This is a genomic window from Solilutibacter pythonis, assembly GCF_003697345.1.
Classification (GTDB): Bacteria; Pseudomonadota; Gammaproteobacteria; order Xanthomonadales; family Xanthomonadaceae; genus Solilutibacter; species Solilutibacter pythonis.
In genome coordinates this window covers 213,052-237,004 of record NZ_RFLY01000001.1, presented here as the reverse complement: position 1 = coordinate 237,004, position 23,953 = coordinate 213,052, and the positions used below count along the sequence as shown (strand labels likewise).

24 protein-coding genes are annotated in these 23,953 nt (G+C 66.8%); 13 read left to right on the top strand and 11 right to left on the bottom strand.

Annotated elements, in window-relative coordinates; translation table 11 throughout:
- The first annotated feature begins 49 nt into the window (after positions 1-49).
- The 3 genes from EBB59_RS01160 to metH all read left to right on the top strand — a co-directional run bounded on the left by EBB59_RS01160 (position 50) and on the right by metH (position 4,882).
- Complete coding sequence (locus EBB59_RS01160; RefSeq protein ID WP_122100314.1) at positions 50-979, top strand: ArsR/SmtB family transcription factor; 930 nt, start codon at positions 50-52, stop codon at positions 977-979.
- A complete protein-coding gene (locus tag EBB59_RS01155; RefSeq protein WP_122100313.1) occupies positions 976-2,076 on the top strand; it encodes a homocysteine S-methyltransferase family protein in 1,101 nt (366 codons plus the stop codon). Before EBB59_RS01160 ends, EBB59_RS01155 begins: the two co-directional genes overlap by 4 nt.
- 118 nt (positions 2,077-2,194) lie before the next feature.
- Entirely contained in the window at positions 2,195-4,882 is a 2,688-nt protein-coding gene (gene metH, locus EBB59_RS01150) for a methionine synthase (protein WP_122100312.1), read from the top strand.
- On the opposite strand, the gene EBB59_RS01145 is transcribed toward metH, so the two are convergent.
- The 6 genes from EBB59_RS01145 to EBB59_RS01120 form a co-directional block, all read right to left on the bottom strand.
- Entirely contained in the window at positions 4,867-6,471 is a 1,605-nt protein-coding gene (locus EBB59_RS01145; protein WP_122100311.1) for a BCCT family transporter, read from the bottom strand. The two genes, metH and EBB59_RS01145, sit on opposite strands and share 16 nt — an antisense overlap.
- An 81-nt stretch (positions 6,472-6,552) precedes the next feature.
- Positions 6,553-7,137, bottom strand: coding sequence for a DUF2058 domain-containing protein (locus tag EBB59_RS01140; RefSeq protein WP_122100310.1), 585 nt, complete (start codon positions 7,135-7,137; stop codon positions 6,553-6,555).
- A gap of 12 nt (positions 7,138-7,149) precedes the next feature.
- Positions 7,150-7,362: a SlyX family protein gene (locus EBB59_RS01135; RefSeq protein ID WP_122100309.1), complete on the bottom strand. Its 213-nt coding sequence runs from the start codon at positions 7,360-7,362 to the stop codon at positions 7,150-7,152.
- Complete coding sequence (locus EBB59_RS01130) at positions 7,359-8,708, bottom strand: UDP-glucose dehydrogenase family protein (RefSeq protein ID WP_122100308.1); 1,350 nt, start codon at positions 8,706-8,708, stop codon at positions 7,359-7,361. Before EBB59_RS01130 ends, EBB59_RS01135 begins: the two co-directional genes overlap by 4 nt.
- 96 nt (positions 8,709-8,804) lie before the next feature.
- Positions 8,805-9,593, bottom strand: coding sequence for an FKBP-type peptidyl-prolyl cis-trans isomerase N-terminal domain-containing protein (locus EBB59_RS01125; RefSeq protein WP_122100307.1), 789 nt, complete (start codon positions 9,591-9,593; stop codon positions 8,805-8,807).
- A 78-nt stretch (positions 9,594-9,671) separates the two neighbouring features.
- Entirely contained in the window at positions 9,672-10,616 is a 945-nt protein-coding gene (locus EBB59_RS01120) for an FKBP-type peptidyl-prolyl cis-trans isomerase (RefSeq protein WP_245978875.1), read from the bottom strand.
- A gap of 205 nt (positions 10,617-10,821) precedes the next feature.
- Here EBB59_RS01120 and EBB59_RS13685 point away from each other — a divergent pair, with 205 nt between their 5' ends.
- The 6 genes from EBB59_RS13685 to EBB59_RS01095 are packed head-to-tail and all read left to right on the top strand — an operon-like array spanning position 10,822 to position 14,206.
- A complete protein-coding gene (locus tag EBB59_RS13685; RefSeq protein ID WP_158601677.1) occupies positions 10,822-10,998 on the top strand; it encodes a hypothetical protein in 177 nt (58 codons plus the stop codon).
- Positions 10,995-11,366, top strand: a complete 372-nt coding sequence (locus EBB59_RS01115; RefSeq protein WP_122100305.1) for a GntR family transcriptional regulator — start codon at positions 10,995-10,997, stop codon at positions 11,364-11,366. Before EBB59_RS13685 ends, EBB59_RS01115 begins: the two co-directional genes overlap by 4 nt.
- On the top strand, positions 11,351-12,223 hold the full coding sequence (locus EBB59_RS01110; protein ID WP_122100304.1) for an ABC transporter ATP-binding protein: 873 nt from the start codon (positions 11,351-11,353) through the stop codon (positions 12,221-12,223). The genes EBB59_RS01115 and EBB59_RS01110 overlap by 16 nt, the downstream gene beginning before the upstream one ends.
- A complete protein-coding gene (locus tag EBB59_RS01105; RefSeq protein WP_245978870.1) occupies positions 12,220-13,266 on the top strand; it encodes a hypothetical protein in 1,047 nt (348 codons plus the stop codon). The genes EBB59_RS01110 and EBB59_RS01105 overlap by 4 nt, the downstream gene beginning before the upstream one ends.
- 28 nt (positions 13,267-13,294) lie before the next feature.
- A complete protein-coding gene (locus EBB59_RS01100) occupies positions 13,295-13,939 on the top strand; it encodes a YggN family protein (RefSeq protein WP_122100303.1) in 645 nt (214 codons plus the stop codon).
- Positions 13,940-13,963: 24 nt separating this feature from the next.
- Entirely contained in the window at positions 13,964-14,206 is a 243-nt protein-coding gene (locus tag EBB59_RS01095; RefSeq protein ID WP_122100302.1) for a hypothetical protein, read from the top strand.
- A 15-nt stretch (positions 14,207-14,221) separates the two neighbouring features.
- Here the strand turns inward: EBB59_RS01095 and EBB59_RS01090 are convergent, their stop codons facing one another.
- Positions 14,222-15,619 carry a class II fumarate hydratase gene (locus EBB59_RS01090; protein WP_122100301.1) on the bottom strand — a complete coding sequence of 466 codons (1,398 nt, stop codon included), beginning with the start codon at positions 15,617-15,619 and terminating at the stop codon, positions 14,222-14,224.
- Positions 15,620-15,829: 210 nt separating this feature from the next.
- Here EBB59_RS01090 and purB point away from each other — a divergent pair, with 210 nt between their 5' ends.
- From purB to EBB59_RS01070, 4 genes are read left to right on the top strand one after another with little or no spacing between them, the layout of a single operon-like run.
- Positions 15,830-17,194 (top strand): adenylosuccinate lyase, encoded by a 1,365-nt coding sequence (purB, locus tag EBB59_RS01085; protein ID WP_122100300.1) that lies wholly within the window; start codon positions 15,830-15,832, stop codon positions 17,192-17,194.
- Between the two features lie 18 nt (positions 17,195-17,212).
- Entirely contained in the window at positions 17,213-17,614 is a 402-nt protein-coding gene (locus EBB59_RS01080) for a VOC family protein (protein WP_342769017.1), read from the top strand.
- Positions 17,615-17,617: 3 nt separating this feature from the next.
- Positions 17,618-18,808 carry a cupin domain-containing protein gene (locus EBB59_RS01075; RefSeq protein ID WP_122100298.1) on the top strand — a complete coding sequence of 397 codons (1,191 nt, stop codon included), beginning with the start codon at positions 17,618-17,620 and terminating at the stop codon, positions 18,806-18,808.
- Between the two features lie 4 nt (positions 18,809-18,812).
- The gene (locus EBB59_RS01070) at positions 18,813-19,289 is read left to right on the top strand and encodes a DUF7931 domain-containing protein (RefSeq protein WP_122100297.1); all 477 of its coding nucleotides are present in this window, start codon (positions 18,813-18,815) and stop codon (positions 19,287-19,289) included.
- A gap of 3 nt (positions 19,290-19,292) precedes the next feature.
- Here EBB59_RS01070 and aroA read toward each other — a convergent pair whose 3' ends face one another.
- From aroA to serC, 4 genes are read right to left on the bottom strand one after another with little or no spacing between them, the layout of a single operon-like run.
- Complete coding sequence (gene aroA / locus EBB59_RS01065) at positions 19,293-20,600, bottom strand: 3-phosphoshikimate 1-carboxyvinyltransferase (protein WP_122100377.1); 1,308 nt, start codon at positions 20,598-20,600, stop codon at positions 19,293-19,295.
- Positions 20,593-21,720 carry a histidinol-phosphate transaminase gene (gene hisC, locus EBB59_RS01060; protein WP_122100296.1) on the bottom strand — a complete coding sequence of 376 codons (1,128 nt, stop codon included), beginning with the start codon at positions 21,718-21,720 and terminating at the stop codon, positions 20,593-20,595. The genes aroA and hisC overlap by 8 nt, the downstream gene beginning before the upstream one ends.
- Positions 21,717-22,850, bottom strand: a complete 1,134-nt coding sequence (pheA, locus tag EBB59_RS01055; protein ID WP_122100295.1) for a prephenate dehydratase — start codon at positions 22,848-22,850, stop codon at positions 21,717-21,719. The genes hisC and pheA overlap by 4 nt, the downstream gene beginning before the upstream one ends.
- Positions 22,843-23,928 (bottom strand): 3-phosphoserine/phosphohydroxythreonine transaminase, encoded by a 1,086-nt coding sequence (gene serC, locus EBB59_RS01050; protein ID WP_122100294.1) that lies wholly within the window; start codon positions 23,926-23,928, stop codon positions 22,843-22,845. Before serC ends, pheA begins: the two co-directional genes overlap by 8 nt.
- Positions 23,929-23,953: the final 25 nt, after the last annotated feature.

Genomic DNA, 23,953 nt, shown 5'->3' with positions numbered 1-23,953 from the left:
GACAGGGAGGGAGGACAATCCATCTCTAAATTCGAATAAAGAGATGAATATGGATCTGGAAGCCTGGTCGAGCCGGCTCAAGGTATTCGCCGATGCCACCCGTGTGCGTCTGCTGGCGCTGCTGGCCAGGGACGAACTGACGGTGGCCGAACTCGCCGCCATCACCGGGCTGGCGCAGCCGCGCGTATCGACCCACCTCGCCAAACTCAAGGAAGCCGCGCTGGTGCGCGACCGCCGGGCAGGCGTGTCAGCCTACTACCGTTTCGACGAGGACGCGCTCGACCCCGCCCAGCGCACCCTGTGGCAGGCACTGCGCGACGGCAGCGAAGATCCCTTGCTGGAACAGGACGCCGCCCGCCTGCCGCAGGTGCTGGCCACCCGCGCCAACGACCAGAACTGGGCCGACAACGTGGCCGGCGACATGGAGCGCCACTATTCGCCCGGCCGCACCTGGGAAGCGCTGGCCAGGAGCGCCCTGCCGCTGCTCGACCCCGGCGACGTGCTCGACATCGCCTCCGGCGACGGCGTGCTGGCGGAACTCCTCGCCCCGCATTCCGGCCGCTACATCTGCCTGGATGCCAGCCGCCGCGTGGTCAACGCCGCCAGCGAACGGCTCCGCACCCATGCCAACGTCGAAGTCCACGAAGGCGACATGCACGCGCTGGACTATGCCGGCGCCAGCTTCGACCTGGTGGTGATGATGCATGCCCTCACCTATGCGGCCAAACCACAGCAGGCGGTCGCCGAGGCCGCCCGCGTGCTGCGTCCCGGCGGGCGGTTGCTGTTGTCCAGCCTGGGCAAGCACGCGCATGCCTCGGCGGTGGAGCCGTTCGGCCACGTCAACCTGGGTTTCTCCCGCAAGGAATTGCAAAAATTCATCGGAAAAGCCGGGCTGGAATTGCAGGACGAAGGCACCGTGACGCGCGAGCGCCGGCCGCCGCATTTCGAGGTGATCGCAATGATCGGAGTGAAGCCGTGACGCCCCTCCCCTGGCGCGACCCGACGCGCGCCGACGCGCTGCTGGCCGCGCTGGAAAGCCGCATCCTGATCCTCGATGGCGCGATGGGCACGATGATCCAGCGCCACGACCTGACAGAAGCCGACTACCGTGGCGAACGCTTCCGCGATGGCTACGACACGCTGTTCGCGCCGGCCGGCCACACCCATGGCGCGCATTGCGGCTGCGAAGGCCACGACCAGCGCGGCAACAACGACCTGCTCTCGCTGACCCGGCCCGGCATCATCCACGGCATCCATGCCGAATACCTCGACGCCGGCGCGGACCTCGTCGAGACCAACACCTTCAACTCCACCTCGATCTCGCTGGCCGATTACCGGCTGCAACACCTGGTACGCGAGTTGAACCGCGAAGGCGCGAAACTGGCGCGCGCCGCCTGCGACGCGGCGGAAGCGAAAACGCCCGGCAAGCCACGCTTCGTCATTGGCGTGCTCGGCCCGACCAGCCGCACCGCCTCGCTCTCGCCCGACGTCAACCGCCCCGGCTACCGCGCTATCACCTTCGACGCGTTGAAAGACGCCTACCGCGAGGCCGCCGACGGCTTGGTCGAAGGTGGCGCCGACATCCTCATGGTCGAAACGGTGTTCGACACGCTGAACGCCAAGGCCGCGCTGTTCGCCATCGAAGAAGCCTTCGACGCCCTCGGCGCGCGTCTGCCGGTGATGATCTCCGGCACCATCACCGACGCCTCCGGCCGCACGCTCTCGGGCCAGACCGCCGAAGCCTTCTGGCATTCGCTGCGGCACGCGCGCCCGCTCGCCATCGGCCTCAATTGCGCGCTCGGCGCCAAGGAACTACGCGCCCACATCGACACCCTGGCGCAGGTCGCCGACGCCTACGTCACCGCCCACCCCAACGCCGGCCTGCCCAATGCCTTCGGCGGCTACGACGAAACGCCCGAGGACATGGCCGCGATCCTGCGCGGCTTCGCGCAATCCGGGCTGGTGAACGTCGTTGGCGGCTGCTGCGGCACCACGCCGGCGCACATCGCCGCGATCGCCGCGGCGCTCGCCGATCTGCCGCCACGCCGCCGCCCGGCATTGGAGGACGCGGCATGAGCGCGCACCATTCTCCGTTCCCGGCAAGCCGCCCGCCGGCGGATTCCAAACCGCCCCGACTGGCGCCGCCAACCCGCTTCACCGGCGCGTGTTCACGCACATCCTTGGCCGGCACGCCATGACCACCCTCCGCCGCCAGACCCGGCTTTCCGGCCTCGAACCCCTGGTGATCACGCCGGAATCGAATTTCATCAACATCGGCGAGCGCACCAACGTCACCGGCAGCGCGCAGTTCAAGAAGATGATCCTCGAAGGCCGCTACGACGACGCGCTGGCGGTGGCCCGCCAGCAGGTCGAGAACGGGGCGCAGATCATCGACGTCAACATGGACGAGGGCCTGCTCGATTCCGAAAAGGCGATGGTCGAGTTCCTCAACCTGATCGCCGCCGAGCCGGACATCGCCCGCGTCCCGGTGATGGTGGATTCGTCGAAGTGGAGCGTGATCGAGGCCGGGCTGAAATGTCTGCAAGGCAAGGGCATCGTCAACTCCATCTCGATGAAGGAAGGCGAAGCCGAATTCCTCCGCCAGGCCGAACAGGTGCGCCGCTACGGCGCGGCGGTGGTGGTGATGGCCTTCGACGAAGTCGGCCAGGCCGATACCGCCGCGCGCAAGATCGAGATCTGCTCGCGCGCCTACGCGCTCCTGACCGAAGCGGTCGGCTTCCCGCCCGAGGACATCGTCTTCGACCCCAACTGCTTCGCCATCGCCACCGGCATCGAGGCGCACGACAACTATGCGGTGGACTTCATCGAGGCCACCCGCGAGTTGAAGCGGCGCTTCCCACTTTCGCACATTTCCGGCGGCGTCTCCAACGTATCGTTTTCCTTCCGCGGCAACGAGCCGGTACGCCAGGCCATCCACGTCGTGTTTCTCTATCACGCGATCAAGGCCGGCATGGACATGGGGATCGTCAATGCCGGGGCGCTGCCGCTCTACGACGACCTCGACGCCGAGCTGCGCGAACGCGTCGAGGACGTGGTGCTGAATCGCCGCCGGGACGCCACCGAACGCCTGCTGGAAATCGCCGGCAGGTTCAAGGGCAGGAAGGGCGAGAAAAAGCTCGAAGACCTCGCCTGGCGCGGACAACCAGTGGCCGCGCGACTCTCCCATGCGCTGGTACACGGCATCGACCAGTGGATCGAACAGGACACCGAGGAAGCGCGCCTGGCGGCGAAACGCCCGCTGGATGTGATCGAAGGCGCGCTGATGAGCGGCATGAACGTGGTCGGCGACTTGTTTGGCGCCGGCAAGATGTTCCTGCCGCAGGTGGTGAAATCCGCGCGCGTGATGAAGAAGGCGGTGGCCTGGCTGCTGCCCTTCATCGAGGAGGAAAAACAGCGCAGCGGCGATGCCGGCAAGTCCAACGGCCGCATCGTGATGGCGACCGTCAAGGGCGACGTGCACGACATCGGCAAGAACATCGTCGGCGTGGTGCTGGCCTGCAACAACTTCGAGGTGGTCGACCTGGGCGTGATGGTACCGGCGCAGACCATCCTCGACCGCGCCCGCGAGGTGGAGGCGGACATCATCGGCCTGTCCGGGCTCATCACCCCCTCGCTGGAGGAAATGAGCCACGTGGCGAAGGAAATGCAGCGCCAGGGGTTCGCCATGCCGCTCATGATCGGCGGCGCCACCACCTCGCGCGCGCACACCGCGCTGAAGATCGACCCGCATTACGATGCGCCGACGGTCTGGGTGAAGGACGCCAGCCGCGCGGTGAACGTGGCGCAATCGCTGATTTCCCCGGAGCTTCGCCTGCCTTTCATTGCCGCCAACGACAGCGACTATGCCGAAATCCGCGCGCGCCACCGCAACCGCGGCGACGCCAAACGGCTGGTCTCGCTGGAAAAAGCCCGCGCGCGGAAGTTCGATGGCGGCTGGGACGATTACACCCCGCCCGCGCCGAAGCGCCCCGGCATCCACGTCTTCGACGATTACCCGCTGGAAGAGCTCCTGCCGCTGATCGACTGGGTGCCGTTCTTCAACGCCTGGGAGCTGGCCGGCCGCTATCCGGCGATCCTGAGCGACGAGATCGTCGGCGCGCAAGCCACCGATCTCTTCGACGACGCACAGGCGATGCTGAAGCGGATCGTGGCGGAGAAATGGTTGCGCGCGAAAGCGGTGATCGGGCTGTTTCCCGCGCAATCGGCGGGCGATGACGTCATCGTGCGGACAAACGATGGCGACACCGTCCTGCACTTCCTGCGCCAGCAGGCCGACAAGCCAGTGGAGCGCCCGGATTTCTGCCTGGCCGATTTCATCGCGCCGGCCGATTCCGGCAAGCCCGACTGGATCGGCGCCTTCGCCTGCACCGCCGGCATCGGCATCGAGCCGCACGTCGCCCGCTTCGAGGCCGCGCACGACGACTACAACGCCATCTTGCTGAAATCGCTGGCCGACCGCCTCGCCGAAACCCTGGCCGAACGCCTGCACCAGCGCGTGCGCGAGGAATTCTGGGGCTACGCGGCCGGCGAATCGCTGAGTGTCGAGGAAATCATCGAGGAAAAATACCGTGGCATCCGCCCCGCTCCCGGCTATCCCGCCTGCCCGGAGCACAGCGAGAAAGCCACCTTGTTCGAGCTGCTCTCGGTGAGCGAAAACGCCGCCATGACGCTTACCGACAATTTCGCCATGCTCCCCGCCGCCGCCGTGTCCGGCTGGTATTTCAGCCACCCGCGCAGCCAGTACTTCGTGGTCGGGCGGGTGTCCAGGACGCAGGTCGAGGACTACGCGCGGCGCAAGGGCATCGCGCTGGCGCAGGCGGAACGATTGCTGGCGACGAACCTCGATTACGACCCGGAATGAGGCCGTCCGGGCGCATCGTCGGAGGATTCGCCCGCCGCCTCATCCAGCACCGCCTGCAAGCGACCACGCTCCTCGGCCAGCCAACGCAACTCGGCGCGGTGCAACTCGCGCGCCTCGCGCGCCTCGCGGCGCTGTTCTTCGCCCAGCACCTTGAACAGCGAGATCGCCACCGCCACCAGCAGCAGCGCGAACGGCAACGCGGCGACGATCACCGCCGCCTGCAATGCGGCCAGGCCGCCCGCGGCCAGCAACGCGATGGCGATGGCCGCCTGCATCACACCCCAGATCATCCGCCGCGACAGCGGCGGGTCCTCGGCGGATTCGCTCGACATCGAGGCCAACACCAGCGTGGCCGAATCGGCCGAGGTCACGAAGAAACTCAGCAGCAGCACGATCGCGCACCATGACAGCAATGCGGCCAGCGGCAGTTGCTCGAACACGCTGAACAACACGAACTGGTAGCCCCGCTCGAGCACCGGCAACAAATCGACCTGGCCAAACATCTGCTGAAACAACGCGGTGCCGCCAAAACCCGAGAACCACAGGAAGCTCACCAGCGCCGGCCCCAGCATCACCCCAACGATGAACTCGCGCACGGTGCGGCCATAGGAAATCCGGGCGAAGAACGCACCCACGAACGGCGCCCAGGCGATCCACCAGGCCCAGTAGAAGATCGTCCAGTCGCCGACCCAGCTGTTCTGCGAGAACGGCGACATCCGCAGGCTCATCGACGGCAACTGGTTGATATAGCTACCGAGCGTGGTGGTGAGGATGTCGAAGATGAAGGCGGTCGGCCCGAGCACGATGACCAGTGCCAGCAACAGCGCCGCCATCGCCATGTTGAAGCCGGAAAGCCACTTGATCCCGCGCTTGAGGCCGGTGGCGCTGGAAATCATGTAGAGCACGAAGGCGACGCCGATCACCGCCAATTGGGTGCTGAAACCCTCCGGCGCCCCCATCACCCGATGCAGTCCGGCACCGATCTGCGAGGCGCCGAAACCCAGCGTGGTGGCCACGCCGATGGCGGTCACCGCCACCGCCAGCACATCCACCAGCTTGCCCGGCGCGGCCAGTGCCCAGCGGCCCAGCAGCGGCTCCAGCAAGTCGCTCAGCAAACCGCGCGCGCGGCGGTTGAACTGGAACCAGGCCATCGCCAGCCCCATCAGCGCATAAATCGCCCACGGGTGCAGCCCCCAGTGAAAGAAGGCGTAGCGCATCGCCGCGCGCGCCGACTCCACGCTTTGACCATCCAGCATTTCGGGCGGGTGAGCGTAATGCGACAGCGGCTCGGCCACGCCCCAGAACACCAGGCCGATGCCCATGCCGGCCGAGAACAACATGGCGAACCAGGCGCCTAGCGAGAACTCCGGTTCGGCGTCGGGACCGCCGATGCGCAGGTTGCCCAGCTTGCTGACGGCCAGGAAGCCGAGAAACATCAGCACCCCGAACACGATCAAGAGATACAACCAGCCGCCCCCGGCCAGGGTGGCCAACTCGGCGTGCCGGGTCAGCTCACCGAAGCGCTCGGGCGCCAGCACACCGGCCAGCACCAACGTCATCAGCAGGATCAATGAAAGGCGAAATACCATGCGAGACGCGCTCCGCTTGCGGCAAAGCGGGGCATTCTCACCCAGTGGATGGAAACATCGCGTGATCGCGGCGGCGCGCGTCTACCAAACCAGATCGTCCGGGATCCGATACTTCGGATCGCCGTAGGGATCGGCCTCGACCGGCGCGTCCGGGTCCACCTTGAGCGCGACGGCATCGGCGAACACCGACCCGGCGGCGGCCAGCGTCTCCGCATCCACCAGCAGATAGCGGCCATTGTGCTGCACCACGCCCAGCTCACCGGCGTTGAGCGCCTTCAACTGCTCGCCGGTGACGTAGATGCGTTTGATCTTGCCGCCGTACTCGAAGTGGCGGGCGATCTCGGCTTCCTCGGCATTCAACGCCTTGCCGACCAGCAATTCGGCCAGCTTCGCGCGGGCTTCCCGGCGCAGGCGGGCGGCCTCCTGCTTCTGCCGCTCGGCCTCGATGCGTTCTTCCTTTTCCTTCTGGGCGCGGATGGCGTAGGCCTTGGCCAGATCCATCTCGGCAGCCTTGGGTTTCCTCGCCTGGGGCCTGCCCGGCGTCTTCGTTTGCGGCAGCCGCGCCGAGGCCGGCCTACCTCCGGCCTTCGGCGGCGGTTTGCGTTCGGGTTTCGGGGCGGCCTTGAAGCCAAGGCCGAGAAGCTGGTCGCGGAGCGAGTTGGACATGGCGAAGCGGGATCAGTAATGCGGGGGCGGCGGTTCGTCGGCGGCATCGACGCTGACGCCCGAGCCGCGCGCGGATTTCAGTTCTTCCACCACCCGTGTCAGCAACAACGAGTGGCGGGCTATTTCGACACGCGCATCGGCCAACGCGTCACTCAACTGGTTGAGCGCGTGCTCCTGGAAGGCGATGCGGGTTTCCAGTTCGGCGATGCGTTCAGTCTCGGTCATGCGTCCATTTTGACAGATCGGCCGCGACCGATGCCCCAATAGGCGATACCCGCCGCTTCCACTTCGGCCGGTTCGTACAGATTGCGGCCGTCGAACACCACGCGGTCGGCCAGGCGCTCGCGCAGGTGGGCGAAATCGGGGCTGCGGAACTGTTTCCATTCGGTCACCACGGCCAGCGCGTCGGCCCCTTCCAGCGCGGCGTCGGTACTGTCGCAGAGCGTCAGCTCGGCGCGTTCGCCGAAGATGCGTCTCGCCTCGTCGCGCGCCTCGGGGTCGAAGGCGCGCACTTTCGCGCCGGCTTCCCACAACTGCGCCAGCAGGCGGCGGCTGGACGCCTCGCGCATGTCGTCGGTGTTCGGCTTGAAAGCCAGGCCCCAGAGCGCGATGGTCTTCCCGCGCAGCGCGCCGGCACCGCCATAGTGGCGCGCCATCAATTCGAACAGGTGCCCCTTCTGCGCTTCGTTGACCGCCTCCACGGCATCGAGAATCCGGGTCGCATACCCGTATTGCGAAGCGGTGCGCGCGAGCGCCCGCACGTCCTTGGGGAAGCAGGAACCGCCGTAGCCCGCGCCGGGATAGATGAAATGCCAGCCGATGCGCGGGTCGGAACCGATGCCCTTACGCACCATCTCGATGTCGGCGCCGACCTTCTCCGCGATGTTGGCGATTTCGTTCATGAACGAAATCTTGGTCGCCAGCATGGCGTTGGCGGCGTACTTGGTCAGCTCGGCCGAACGCACGTCCATCGTCACCATGCGCTCATGGTTGCGGTTGAACGGGGCGTACAGACGACGCATGGTCTCGATGGCCTCGGCGTTGTCCGCGCCGATGACGATGCGATCCGGGCGCATGCAGTCGTTGAGCGCATCGCCTTCCTTGAGGAATTCGGGGTTGGAAACCACCTCGAAGCGGATATCCGCGCCGCGCCCGGCCAGCGTTTCGGCGATCACCGCGCGCACCTTGTCGGCGGTGCCGACCGGTACCGTGGACTTGTCCACGACCACCGCCGGACGCGCGAGGTGCCGGCCGATGCTGCGCGCCACCGCCAGCACGTACTGGAGATCGGCGCTGCCATCCTCGTCGGGCGGCGTGCCGACGGCGATGAAGACGACATCGCCGAAATCGACAGCGCTGGCCGCATCGGTGGTGAAGCGCAGCCGGCCCGCGGCATGGTTGGCCTTGACCATCGATTCCAGGCCCGGCTCGTAGATCGGAATGACGCCGTTTTCCAGGCCCGCGACCTTGGCCGCATCGACATCCACACACACCACCTGGTGGCCGACCTCGGCCAGGCAGGCACCAGTGACCAGGCCGACGTAGCCGGTGCCGAAAATCGCGACGCGCATGAGAGCCTCCCTCGAAAACGACGACTGCCGCATCGGCGGCAGTCGCAGTTTGCTTCATGGTGATGACAGTTTCATTTTACTGTCATCGGACTGCCTTCAGTGCTTCGGCGCCTTGACGATGTCGAGCAGTTCGACATCGAACACCAGCGTGGCGTTCGGCGGGAACGGCGCGCCCGGGGGCACCTGCTCGCCATAGCCGAGGTTGGAGGGAATCCAGAACTTGTACTTGCTGCCGACCGGCATCAGACGGATGCCCTCGGCCCAGCCCGGAATCACCCGATCCAGCGGCAGGACGGCCGGCTCGCCGCCCTGCTTCTCGGTGCTGTCGAATTCGGTGCCATCCAGCAACGTGCCCTTGTACTTGACCTTGACCGCATCGCCCTCGCCCGGCTTGGCGCCCTTGCCCTCGGTGACGACCTGGTATTGCAGGCCGGAGGCGGTGGTCTTGACGCCTTCCTTCTTGCCGTTCTCGGCCAGGAACTTCTGGCCCTCTTCGGTGTTCTTGCGCGCCTTGGCCATCTGTTCGGCCATCATCTTGGCCTGCATCTTCTCCATGAAGCCGGCCATGATCTCGCGCGCCTGCCCGTCGTCGACCAGCTTCTTGCCACCGGACAATTCGTCCTTCAGGCCGCGCACCACGGTTTCCAGCTCGATGTCGCTCTTGATGTCCGCCAACTGCTTGCCCATGGTCAAGCCCACCACGTAGCTCGCCTGCGCCTTTTCGTCCTTCAGGCCGGGAATGGTCTTGGCATCCTTGGCGCCCTCGGCAACGGCGGACTTATCGGCGCTCTCCTTGCCGGCGGCCTTGTCGGCGGTCTTGTCGCAAGCGGCAAGCGAGAGGGCGGCGGCCAATGCGGTGACGGCCAGAACGGAACATGACTTCATGCGGGAACTCCGGTGCGTATGCGTGCGGGGGGCCGTCCGGCGCGGGCCGGACGACGATTCAGAAGCGGGGATTATCGATCATTTGACGATATCGAGCAGTTCGACATCGAAGACCAGGGTTTCGTTCGGGCCGATATTGGGCGGCGATCCGCGGCGGCCATAGGCGAGATCGCCGGGAATCCAGAAACGATACTTGGCGCCGGCCGCCATCAGGCCGAGCCCCTCGGTCCAGCCGGGAATCACCTGATTGAGCGCGAACACCGCCGGCTCGCCACGTTGGTAGGAGCTGTCGAAGACCTTGCCATCGAGCAGCTTGCCCTCGTAATCGACCTTGACCCGGCTGCTCGGCAGCGGCCGTGCGCCGGCGCCGGGCTTCAGCACCTGGTACTGCAAGCCGGAGCGGGTAGTCACCACCCCCTTGGCGCCGCGGTTGGCGGCCAGAAACGCCTCGCCCGTCTTGCGGTTGCGCTCGCCGGCCTCGGCCCGCCTGGCGGCATTGCGCTCGCGCAGGCGCTCGGCGAAGGTGCCACGAAGCGCCTGCGCCTCGGCCGGCGGGATGAGCGGCTTACCCTTTTCCACCACCACCCGCCACCCGCGCATGAAGGCGGCCAGATCGAATTCGTCACGCACCGGCGCCAGCGAGCGGCCGACGTTGATGCCGAGCAGCTCCCCGACCTGCTGCCGCGACACCGCCGGCGCTTTCCCGGCATTGCCGGACTGGCGGGCCTGCACGCGCTGCATCAACGCGAGCGAGGTCTTTTGCGCATCCGCGGGTTTCATGAGTGGCTCGGCACCGCTGATCGAGCGCCGTATCGATTGTTCGAAGGCTGCCAAGTCGAGATCGGGAAGCGCCGCTTGCAAGGCATTGTCCGCGCCCACTTCCATGCCGATGGCATAACCGAGCCTTTCGCGCTCGCCGGCCAGCGGCTTGGCGCCGACGGCCGATGGCGTTGCCTGCGCATGAACCGGGCCGGCATGGACGAACGACAGCGCGAAAACCACGCCAAGGACAGCCGTTTTCACTCGAAATTTCTCCATTTTCGTAGGCATTGCGACATTGTGGTGCGCGGGCCATGCAACGGCAATCGAACCGGCCATTGCCCGCGCCGCGCTTCAGCTCGCGTTGGCTGCGCGCCACCATGACTTCAGTTGGGTAGACGGGAACTTGACGGCTTCCAGTCTGGTGTTATAGTTAAATACAACACCAACTTTCGACACGAGTCCCATCATGCGACGCCACCGCCCCGCCTTGGCCCTCCTGCCGATCATGACGCTGTCGCTGGCCCTGTTCGGCCTGGTCTGCCTCATTCCCCTCGATGCCGGCTCCACCGCCCCGCGCGCGCTGGAGGCCGGCGCCAAGCCGGCGACGTTCTTCTCGCTATTGCCCCGGAGCCTCACGCCATGAGCGAGCACCAATGGGCCGATGGCGTTCCGATCTACCGCCAGTTGAAGGAACTGGTGGTGGCAAAGATCATCGACGGCGAACTCAAGCCCGGCGATGCCTTGCCCTCGGTACGCACCATCGCCGCCGAATACCAGTTGAACCCGATCACCGTCTCGCGCGCCTTCCAGGAGCTGGCCGACGAGGACCTGGTGGAAAAACGCCGCGGCCTCGGCATGTTCGTGATCGAGGGCGCGCCGCAGAAACTGCTGGCCAGCGAACGCCAGCGTTTTCTTGGCGAGGAATGGCCGCTGGTGCTCGAACGTATCGAGCGCCTTGGCCTGGACCCGAACGAATTGATCGATCCATCGAAGAAATGGGGAGCGAAATGAACATCGCCGTCAACGCACGCGGCCTGAGTAAGGTCTACAAGAATAAACGGGCGCTGGATGGCGCCGATTTCGAGATTCCGGCCGGCCGCATCGTCGGCCTGATCGGTCCTAACGGCGCGGGCAAGACCACGGCGCTCAAGGCTATCCTCGGCCTGATCCAGTTTGAGGGCGAGCTGAAGGTGCTAGGCAAAGACCCGCGCAGCCAGCGCGACGAATTGATGAACGACATCTGCTTCATCGCCGACGTCGCCGTGCTGCCGCGCTGGATCCGCGTCCGCGAAGTCGCCGATTTCGTCGAAGGCGTGCACCCGCGCTTCTCGCGCGAGCGCTTCGAACGCTTCATCCAAGGCACCCGGTTGCACCCGGCGATGAAAGTCAAGGAGATGTCGAAAGGCATGATCGTGCAGCTGCACCTGGCCCTGGTGATGGCGATCGACGCCCGCCTGCTGGTACTGGACGAGCCTACCCTCGGCCTCGACATCCTCTATCGCAAGCAGTTCTACCAGCGTCTGCTGGAAGACTATTTCGACGAGGAAAAGACCATCCTCATCACCACCCATCAGGTGGAGGAGGTCGAACACATCCTCAGCGACGTGATGTTCATCCGCGACGGCAAGGTGGTGCTGGACACCTCGATGGAGGACATCGGCCAGCGCTACGTCGAAGTGCTGGTCGATGCCGGCAGGCTCGACGAGGCGCGCGCGCTCAAACCGCTCGACGAGCGCGCGCTGGCCTTCGGCAAGACCGTGATGCTGTTCGACGGCGTGCCGGCACCGCGATTGCGCGAATACGGCGAAACCCGCATTCCCGGCCTCGCCGATCTGTTCGTCGCCACCATGAAGGGAACCTACGCATGAACGCCACCGTCAACGAAAGCCCCACGCCGGTCCGCGCGGCACCGCGAGCCACCCAGAAACTGAAGTGGCTGCTGAAACGCGAATTCTGGGAGCACAGGGGCGGCTTCCTGTGGGCGCCGGTGGTGGCCGGCGCGATCTTCCTGTTCTTCACCTTGCTCGGCGGCGGCACCGGGCAGCTCATGTTCGCCCGTTACAGCGACCAGGTCGTCGATTTCGAGGGCAAGGAAGTCCCGCTCTCCAGCATGAATTGGAACGACCTGTTCGCCAACGTCCCCACCGAGAAACTGCGCCAACTGAGCGACGCCATCAATGGCATCACGCTGATGTCGGCGTTCTGGCCGCTGCTGGTGTTCGGCTTCGTGGTGTTCTTCTACCTGCTGGGCGCGCTGTACGACGAACGCCGGGATCGCAGCGTGCTGTTCTGGAAGTCGCTGCCGGTCTCCGACGGACTCACCGTGTGGAGCAAACTGCTGACCGCGCTGCTGGTGGCGCCATTGACCGCCGTGCTGGTCGCGCTGGCGGTGATGCTGGGCTTCGGCATCCTGGTCAGCCTGTTCATCGCCATCAATGGCGGCAATCCATTCACCATCTACTGGGCGCAACTGCGGCCCTTCAGGTTACTCACCCTGTTGTTCAGTTGGATTCCGATCTACATGCTGTGGGCGCTGCCGACGGCCGGCTGGCTGATGCTGTGCTCGGCCTGGGCCAGATCCAAGCCATTCCTGTGGGCGGTGCTGGTGCCGTTGCTGGCCGGCGTCCTGGTGAGTTGGTTCGAGTTCTTCGATATCGGTTCGAACTGGTTCTGGGAGCACATCGTGGCGCGTCTGCTGACCAGCGCGTGGCCTCTCAGCCACCTATTCGGCATGACCAAGGGCCCCCGGTTTATCGGGTCGGGAGGCAGCGGCGATCAGCTGGCGCAAAATCTGTCGCTGGTGTTCGGTGGCGATGTTTATCGCAATCCCAGCCTGTGGATCGGCGCGGCCGCCGGCATCGCCATGATTCTTCTCGCCATCCGCCTGCGCCGTTGGCGCGACGATGCCTGACGCTCGGGTCTTTTTCGAGGATTCCAATATGAAACTTCGCCTCATCGTTCCCGTTCTGGCCGCCCTGTCGCTGGCCGCCTGCAACAACGCGCCGCCGCCCGCCACCCCGCCACGGACCGCGATCGGCCAGGCGGTCGAGGCCGCCATCGGCGAGGCACGCAAGGAAATGACGACCGAAAACCTGACGCTTGAAAGCGGCCGGGGCATACCTGTCGGTGGCGGCGATCAACCCGCCGCCGAAATCGATCCGCAGGGCGAGTTCCTGATCGAAGGCAAGCCGGTAAAGATCGACGACGCCCAGCGCGCGCTGCTGCTGAAGTATCGCAAGGGCATGCACGGCATCGCCGAGACCGGGATGGCGATCGGCATCCAGGGTGCCGACCTGGCCGGCCAAGCGGTGAAGGAAGCGATAGGCGGCCTGCTTGAGGGCAAGCCCGAACAGATCGGGCAGAAAATCGAGGCCGGGGCGAAAAAGCTGGAAGCCGATGCCAAACGCATCTGCGCGCAATTGCCCGCGCTGCTCGCCACTCAGGACAAGCTGGCCGCCGCCCTGCCCGAGTTCAAGCCATATGCCCGCCTCACCCAGGCCGACGTCGACGATTGCCTGAAGGAAAACGGCGCCACCGCCCGCGCGCCCGACATGCGCACGCGGGTCCGTGAGGGCATCCGCTAATCGATGTGTACCAGCGTACAGGCCATGAGCGGCTCCACCGCCAGCCTGGAGGGCGTGCGCTTTCTGCTGCCGCCGGGCCATGTGGCGGTGTCCTCGTGTGGGGGCGCCGCCACGGTGAAGGCGGACGATATCGAGGCCCTGCTCGATGCCACGGCGCTGAGCGTCGGCGGCGTGCACTATCCGCGCCCGGCCGCCGATGCGGAAGTCGATCTGCGCGATGCCGGGATTGTCCGCATCGGCGGCAAGGCGGTGAACGCGCTCGAATAAGCCGCCTTTCGCCGCTCAACCGCCGGCGGCGGCCCCCGGGTGTATGCCGCCGGTGGTAAGCGCCTGCGGATTCAGCAGCTTGCGCAGTTCCGCCTCCGGCAACCCGCTGTCCTCGATCGCCACTTCCAGCACCGCGCGCCCTTCGCTGTAGGCGCGCTTGGCGATCGCCGCGGCTTTTTCGTAACCGATCAGCGGGTTCAACGCCGTCACCAGAATCGGGTTGCGCGCCAACGCCTGCGCCACCACGTCCTCGCGCACCTTCAGCCCGGCAATCGCCCGGTCGGCCAGCAGGCGCATTCCGTTCGACAGCCATTCCATCGCATCCAGCAGATTGTTGGCGATCAAGGGCAGCATCACGTTCAACTGGAAGTTGCCGCTGGCCCCGGCCACGGTATTGGCCGCGTGCAGGCCCATCACTTGCGCCGAGACCATCGCCAGCGACTCGCAGATCACCGGATTGACCTTACCCGGCATGATCGAGCTGCCCGGTTGCAGCGCCGGCAATTCCACTTCGCCCAGGCCGGCCAGCGGGCCGGCATTCATCCAGCGCAGATCGTTGGCGATCTTGGTCAGAGCCACCGCCAAGGCGTTCAGTTGGCCGGAAAGCTCCACCAGATCGTCCTGCGCGGCCAGTCCCTCGAACTTGTCGTCGGCCGACTCGAATTTCACGCCCAGCCGCTTCGAAAGCGATTCGGCCGCTTTCCGGCCGAACTTCGGATGCGCATTGATGCCGCTGCCGATCGCGGTGCCGCCAATCGGCAGCCGCCGCACCCGCTTCAGCGCGTCCTCGATGCGTGCCTCGGCGGAGGACAATTGCGCCGACCAGGCGCCGAATTCCTGGGCGAAGGTCAACGGCATCGCGTCCATCAAGTGAGTGCGTCCGGTCTTGACCGTCTTCGTCAGCCCCTTCGCGCGCCGGCCGATGGTCTTGCGCAGATGCTTCAGTGCCGGCAGCAGTACCTGCTTGGCCGCCACCAGCGAGGCCACCCGCATGGTGGTCGGGATGACATCGTTGGAGCTTTGCCCCAGGTTGACGTGGTCGTTGGGATGCACCGCCAGCCGCTTCGACGAAGCCAGGTGCGCGATCACCTCGTTGGCGTTCATGTTGGTCGAGGTGCCGGAGCCGGTCTGGAAACGATCGAGCGGGAACTGCTCGTCGAAATCGCCATTGGCCACCAGCTCGGCGGCATTGGCGATCGCCGTGGCGCGCTTCTCGTCCAGCAGCCCGAGCCTGCCGTTCACCTCGGCGGCGGCGGCCTTGACCGCGCCCAGCGCATGAATGAAGGACGCATGCATGCCCAGCCCGGATACCGGGAAGTTCTCCACCGCGCGCTGGGTCTGCGCCCCCCAAAGGGCATCGGCGGGCACCTGCAACTCGCCCATGCTGTCGTGTTCGGTACGGTAATCGGTCATCGCCTTCGCTCCTATATGGATGGTGGAAGCCATCATGCCTCCATACCGGCATGATGGCGTATCGTCAGGCCGGCCGCATGACGACCCGCCCAAGCCCGTCGCACGACGCGCGAATGCCCGCATCGTCCGACGCGAACCGACGCGCGAGCCACACGGGTATCCGAATACCCAATTAAAATGGCGGGCAGTGACCCTCGCCCCGGAAACCCCATGTCCCACGCTCTCACCGCCCTCTCCCCGCTCGACGGCCGCTATGCCGGCAAGGTCGACGCCCTGCGCCCGATCTTTTCCGAATACGGTTTGATCAAGGCGCGCGTGAAGGTGGAAGTGGAATGGCTGCTGGCGCTGGCCGCCGAACCGGGCGTCGCCGAGCTTTCCCCCTTCCCACAGGCCACCATCGCCCGCCTGCGCGCCATCGCCGCCGACTTTTCCGTCGCCGACGCGCAAGCGGTCAAGGACATCGAGGCCACCACCAATCACGACGTCAAGGCGGTCGAATACTTCATCAAGAACGCAATGAAGGCCGATGCGGAACTGGCGCCGGCAATGGAATTCGTCCACTTCGCCTGCACCAGCGAGGACATCAACAACCTCAGCTACGCATCGATGCTGCGCGAGGCCCGCGATGCGGCTGTGCTGCCCAAGCTCGATGGCCTGATCGCCAGGCTGCGCAACATGGCGCACACGCACGCCGCGCTGCCAATGCTCTCGCGCACCCACGGGCAGACCGCCTCGCCCACCACCGTCGGCAAGGAAATCGCCAACGTCGTCGCCCGGCTGGAACGCCAGCGCACCGTGCTGGCGGCGCTGCCGATGCCCGGCAAGATCAATGGCGCGGTCGGCAATTACAACGCCCACGTCACCAGCTATCCCGACGTGGACTGGCCGGCGTTCTCGCGCGCCTTCGTCGAATCGCTCGGCCTCGACTGGCAGCCCTACACCACCCAGATCGAACCGCACGACGGCATCGCCGAATTGAGCGACGCGATGAAACGCATCGACACCATTTGCATCGATCTGGCCCGCGACGTTTGGGGCTACATCTCGCAGGGCTACTTCAGGCAGAAGCTGAAAGCCGGCGAAGTCGGCTCCTCCACCATGCCGCACAAGGTCAACCCCATCGACTTCGAAAACGCGGAAGGCAACTTCGGCATCGCCAACGCGCTATTCGAACATTTCGCCGCCAAGCTGCCGATCAGCCGCTGGCAGCGCGACCTCACCGATTCCACCGTGCTGCGCGCGCTCGGCACCGCCTTCGGCCATGCGCTGATCGGCTTCGACGCCCTCTTGCGCGGCCTGGACAAGCTGGAAGTGAATCCCGAGCGCCTCGCCGCCGATCTCGACGCCAACTGGGAAGTGCTGGCCGAAGCCGTGCAGACGGTGATGCGCCGCCACGGCCTGCCCGAGCCTTACGAGCAACTGAAGGCCCTGACCCGCGGCCAGGGCATCACCGCCGAATCGCTGCGCGCCTTCGTCGAGCGACTCGACCTGCCCGCCGATGCCAGGCAGCGCCTGCTCGGCATGACGCCGGGCGGCTACACCGGCCTGGCGGAAGCCCTGGCTCGGGACATCTGAGCGCCTCCCATCATGCGGATGCTGCTCAACATCGACGTTCCCGACCTTGAAGCCGCGTCGCGCTTTTACGGCCAGGCGTTCGGCTGGCGCAAGGAACGCCGCCTGGGTGACGCGGCCATCGAAATGAGCGGCGCGCCGTTGGCGGTATTCCTGCTGGAAAACGCCGCCGGCACCTGCGCCCATAACGGCGAAGCGCGACGCTATTCGCGCCACTGGACACCGCTGCACTGCGACATCGCCGTGGACGACCTCCGGGCAGTTCTCGAACGTGCCCTGGACGCCGGAGCAAGGCGGGAAGGCGATATCCGCAACGAACCTTTCGGGCGCATCGTGCAGCTTGCCGATCCCTTCGGCCACGGCTGGTGCCTGATCGAATTCAACGCCACAGGCTACGACGCCATCATCACGACCCACGGATAACCCATGTCAGCCCAACACATCGTTCCCGTCGAAATCGACGCCAGCGGCAAAGGCATGCTCGGCATGCCGCCTGTGCAGTTCCTGCGCGAATACTGGCAGAAGAAACCGCTGTTGATCCGCAACGCCTTCCCGGCGTTCGAATCGCCGATCCAGCCGGAAGACCTGGCCGGCCTCGCCTGCGAAGAAGGCGCACTGGCCCGGATCGTCCGACACGACTGGGAAACAGATGGCTGGCAGTTGGAAAGCGGCCCGTTCCCGGAGGAGAAATTCCCGGACATGCCGCGCCAGGACTGGACGCTGCTGGTGCAGGACGTGGACAAATGGGATGCCGACGTGCGCGCCCTGCTCGACCATTTCCCCTTCCTGCCGCGCTGGCGGATGGACGACATCATGGTGTCGTTCGCCGCTCCCGGCGGCTCGGTCGGCGCGCACATCGACAATTACGACGTGTTCCTGATCCAGGGCGTGGGCCACCGCCGCTGGCAGATCGACACCCGCGCCCGCCCGGACGAAACCTATCGCGACGACGTGCCGCTGCGCCTGCTCAAACATTTCGATCCCAACCAGGACTGGGTGCTCGCCCCCGGCGACATGCTCTACCTGCCGCCCGGCGTACCGCACCACGGCATCGCCGAGGACGCCTGCCTGACCATCTCGGTCGGCCTGCGCGCGCCCTCCAGCGCCGAGTTACTGGAACATTACGCCGATACCCTCGCCTTCGACGCCGACGAACGCATCCGCTACGCCGATACCGATCTCGATCTGCCGAAGGACCCAAACGAAATCGACGAAGCCGCGCTCGACCGCGCCCTGAGCGCGCTCAACCAATTGCGCCTGAGCAGCCGCGACGAACTGGGCGAATGGTTCGGCCGTTTCGTCAGCGCCTATCGCGTGGCCGAGGGCCAGGCCCCCTCGCCCGCCGATGCCACCGGGCGCGACTTGGCCCGCGACATCGCCGAGGGCGCCGTCTGGGCGCGCCACCCGTATTCGCGCATGGCCTGGCGCCAGTCCGGCAACGACGCCCTGCTGTTCGCCAACGGCGGCGCTTGGCCGGCCACCGTGGCCGATGCCAGGCGGATCGCCGGGGCGGAGATGCTCGACCAGGCATTGCTCACCACGTTGACCGCGCGCGGCCGCGCCCTGTTGCAGACGCTGGCCGATGCCGGCCACTACCAACTGGTCGAAGACGAATAAGCCGATGACCACGCAGCGCGCCGAAGGCATCGACGCCCTCAACGCGGCCATCGCCGGCATGGCCGCGGGCGCTTCGCGGCATCTCTCCTGCTTCGTGCCGGCGCTGGATGCGGCGCTGTGGTCGTCACCCGCCTTCATCGACACCCTGCGCGGCTTCGCCACCGCCGATTCGCGGCGCGCGGCGCGCGTGCTCCTGGTCGAAACCGAGGGGCTGCTCCGCGATCACCCCGCACTGGTCACGCTGGCCCAACGCCTGCCCAGCCTCATCCTGCTACGCCAGACCAATGCCGATTTCGCGCCGCCGGCCACCCAGGGCTTCATGGTCGACGACCGGGGGCGGCTGCTTTTGTTCGACAGCGGCGCCCCGCTGGCCGCCACCTTCAGCGACGGCGGCCAGCATGCGCGCCCACTGGCGGGCCGCTTCGACGAGGCATGGGAGCGCGCCCGCCCGATGGCCGAGCTGCGCGCGCTGGGCATCTGAGCGCTACCGGACGGTCTCGATCGCAAGCCCAATGCCGCGCATCCCCGCATCGAAGCCGGGGTAGGAGGTCGCCACGTTGTCGATATCCTCGATGCGCACGTCCTCCGCCGCGCATTGCGCCAGCACCGCGAAACTCATCGCGATACGGTGATCGCCCAGGCTCCGCACATGCCCGCCCCGTGGCCGGCCGCCCACGATCTCCACCCCGTCGGGCGTTTCCCGCACCTCGATGCCGAGCGCCGCCAGGCCACTGGCCATCGCCGCGATACGGTCGGATTCCTTGACCCGCAGCTCGGCCGCGCCGCGCACGCGGGTGGTGCCCTCGGCGCAGGCGGCGGCGGCGAACAGCACCGGGAATTCGTCGATCATGTCCGGCACGACCGCCACCGGCACCTCGATGCCGCGCAGGCGCGCATGCCGCACCCGCAAGTCGGCGATAGCGCCCGTGGCCTCCTCGCGCGGATCGACGATCTCGATGTCCGCCCCCATCAGGCGCAATGCGCTCAGGAGGCCGATGCGGCGCGGGTCGATGCCGACGTTCTCGATCAGCAGTTCCGAGCCCGGCAACAAAGTGGCCGCGACGATGGCGAAAGCGGCCGAGGAAAAATCGCCCGGCACCCGCACGTCGCCGGCACAAAGGCGCTGGCCGCCACGCAATCGCGCATGGCCCGGCGCATACGCGACATCCACGCCGAAGGCGCGCAGCATGCGCTCGGTGTAATCGCGGGTCGGGTGCGGCTCGCGCACCGTGGTTTCGCCATCGCCATACAGACCGGCCAGAAGCAGCGCCGACTTGACCTGCGCGCTCGCCACCGGGCTTGCGTAGTCGATGCCGGCCAGCCGCGCAGCCGGCGAGATTCGCAGCGGCGGCGTGCCATCGGGCCGGGTGTCGATGCGCGCGCCCATCGAGGCGAGCGGATCGGTGATGCGACGCATCGGCCGCCTGGACAGCGACTCGTCGCCGACAAGCGCGCAGGCGAACGGCTGTGCCGCCAGCAGGCCGGCCAGGAGACGCATCGCGGTGCCGGAATTGCCGCAATCGAGCGGGCCATCGGGTGCGCGCAGTCCATCGATGCCGACGCCATGCACGATACGCACGCCGGCCTCCGGCGCTTCGATCCTCACCCCCATCCGCCCGAAGATGCGCGCGGTGGCGCGGGTGTCCTCGCCCTCCAGGAAGCCCTCGATGCGGGAGACGCCATCGGCGAGCGCCGCCAGCATGATCGCCCGGTGCGACACCGATTTGTCGCCCGGCACCGTGATCCGGCCGCGTACCGGCCCGCCCGCCCCACCCGCCCGCCAGTCAGCCATGCGCGTGGCTCCGGCAGGCATCGAGCGCGGCCAGCAGGCGCGCATTCTCCTCGGCATCGCCAACCGTGATGCGCAGGCATTCCGGCAAACCATAGCCGGCCATCGGCCGCGGCACCACGCCTTGCGCCAGCAGGCAGGCTTCCAGCGCGGGGGTTTCGCTGCCGAACGCCACCAGCAGGAAATTGGTCTGCGAAGGCCAGACCCGGTAGCCGCGCGATCGTAATTCTTCGGCCAAGCGCCCGCGCGCGAGGCGGGTGGCGATGACAGCGGCCTCCAAATGCACCGGGTCGGCCAGCGACGCCTCGGCGGCGGCCAGCCCCGGCATGTTGACGTTGAAGCTCTGGCGCAGCCGCTCCATCACCGCCACGAATTCCGCATGCGCCAACGCATACCCCACCCGCAGCCCGGCCAGCGCGTGCGCCTTGCTGAAGGTGCGGGTGACGACCAGATTGGGATGCGTCGGCAAAAGCGCGACCGCGCTTTGCCATTCCGGCGCGTCGACGTATTCGGCATATGCTTCGTCCACCACCACGATCACCTCCGGCGGGACGCGCCGCATGAACGCCGCAAACGCCGTGGCGGAGAACCAGGTGCCGGTCGGGTTGTTGGGATTGGCGAGGTAAACCAATTTGGCGCGCGGTGTGAGCGCGGCCGCCAGCGCATCGAGATCGTGGCCCAGCGGCATCGCGGTATCGCGCGGCAGCGCATCGGCCAGCACCAGCTTCGCGCCCGCCGCCTGCGCCGCCAGCGCGTATACGGCGAAGCCATGGCGCGAAGCGACGACCTCCTCGCCCGGCCCCGCGAATGCCTGCGCGAACTGCATCAGCAATTCATGTGAACCGTTGCCAAGCACGATCTGCGAAGCCCGGACACCATGATGCCGGGCCAGCGCCCGCTTCAAGTCGCCGCCAAGCGGGTCGGGATAACGCCAGACATCGGCCAATGCGGCTCGCGCGGCTTCCAGCGCCAACGGCGAAGCGCCATGACTGTTCTCGTTGGCGCCCAGTTCGGTCAGCGCGGCTTTCGCCTCGCGCCGCAACGCGACCAGATCGTGCCCGGGATCGTAGGCGCGCAAACCTCGCACGCCCGCCTGCGCCAGCGCCTCGAAATCGCGGCTCACGGCATCGCCACCGGGTAGGCGCCGAGCACGCGCACGTCGCGGCCAGCCGCGCGCATCTCGGCAATCGCCTCGGCCAGCGGCGGTTGCCCGGCATGACCATCGACATCGATGAAGAAGGCGTATTCCCACAGTTGGCCATGGCCGGGCCGCGATTCGATCCGGTTCATGCTGATATCGCAGCGCGCCAGCGGCTCCAGCACCCGGTAAAGCAGGCCCGGCGCGTCCCTCGATGTCACCAGCAGCGAGGTGCGGTCGTGGCCCGAGGGCGGAAACATCTCACGGCCCAGCACCAGGAAGCGGGTGGTGTTGTCCTGGCGGTCTTCGATTGGACCGGCGATGACCTTGAGCCCGTAGACGTGCGCGGCGTTCTCGCCGGCGATCGCCGCGGCATCGTCGGCATTGCGGACGCGGCGCGCGGCCTCGGCATTGCTGGGCGCCGATTGCCGCTCGGCCAGCGGCAGGTGCTGGCGCAGCCAGGCACGGCACTGGCCAAGCGAGAAGGCATGCGAAATCACCCGCTCCACGTCCTCGATCCGGCCGCTCCTCGACAGCAGGTACTGGTGCACGCGCAACTCCACCTCGCCACAGATCTTCAGCGGCGAGGAGAGGAACATGTCGAGGGTGGAATACAGCGTGCCCTGCCCCGAATTCTCCACCGGCACCACGCCGAAATCGGCATCGCCGGAGGCCACCTGGTCGAACACCTCCTCGATGCTCGCCATCGGCAACGCCTTCACCGAATGGCCGAAATGCTTGTGTACGGCCTGCTCGGAGAAGGTGCCCTCGGGGCCGAGATAACCGATTCGCAGCGGCTCCTGCTGGGCCAGGCAGGCCGACATGATCTCGCGGAACAGCCTTACCAGCACTTCGTCCGCCAGCGGCCCCTGGTTGCGGTCGATCACCTGCCGCAGCACCTGCGCCTCGCGTTCCGGACGGTAGTAATCCACCGCCGCCGCCAGTTTGCCCTTGGCCCGGCCGACCTGCTGCGCCCAACGCGCGCGCTCGGAAATCAATTCGCCGATACGGCGGTCGATGCCATCGATCTCGGCACGCACGGCGGCAAGATCGAGCGCCGGCTTCCTGGCCGCGACGGCCGCGGATTTCTTCGCCACCCGCTTCTTTTCAGCCATGGGTCTTCTGGAACTCCCGCATGAAGTCGATCAATGCATCCACCGCCGCGTCCGGCAGCGCGTTGTAGAGCGAGGCGCGCATTCCGCCCACCACTTTGTGCCCCTTGAGGCCGATCAGTTGGCGTTCGCCGGCCTGGCGCAGGAATTCGGCATCGAGTTCGGCGGCGTGGAGGAAAAACGGCACGTTCATGCGCGAACGCACCGCCGGCGCCACCTCGTTGCGGTAGAAGCCACCGGAGCCGTCGATGGCGGCGTAAAGCCGCGCCGCGCGCGCGGCATTGCGCTGGCCGAAAGCCTCGACACCGCCCTCGGCCAGCATCCACTTCAGACACAGCCCCAGCAGGTACCAGTTGAAGGTGGGCGGCGTGTTGAGCATGGAATCGCGCGCCGCGTGCGAGGCATAGGCGAGGATCTCGGCGCGCGGCTGGCCGGCGCGCGCCAGCAGCGCCCGGCGGATGATCACCACGGCGATGCCGGATGGCCCGAGGTTCTTCTGCGCGCCCGCGTAGATCAGGCCGTAATCGCGCACCTCGACAGGCTCGGAGGCGATGCTGGAGCTGAAATCGGCGAATACCGGCGCGTCGGCCTCGATGCGCTCGCGCAGTTCGACGCCATGGATGGTCTCGTTGGCGGTAACGTGCAGATAAGCCGCATCGCCGGAAAGCCGCCATTCGCCCCGCGCGGGCACCTCGCGGAAGCCACTCTCGGCGCCGCTTGCCGCCACCCGCGCATCCACGCAGGGCCGCGCCTGCTTCAACGCGGTCTGGCCCCAGTGGCCGGTGACGAGGTAATCGGCGGCCTGCCCCGGCGCAGCGAAATTAAGCGGGATCAGCGCCTGTTGCAACGTCGCACCGCCTTGCATGAACAGCACGGCGTAGTCGTCGGGTACCGAGAGCAAGGTGCGCAGATCGGCTTCGGCTTCGGCGGCCAGTTCGATGAAGGGCGCGCTGCGATGGCTGATCTCGGCAACGGAGACGCCAAGGCCATGCCAGTCCAGCAGTTCGGCCTGCGCCTGACGCAGCACGGGTGCCGGCAGGGTGGCCGGACCGGCGCTGAAATTGAACACACGATGGGGCATGTCGGACGATGCGGAAACGGATGCC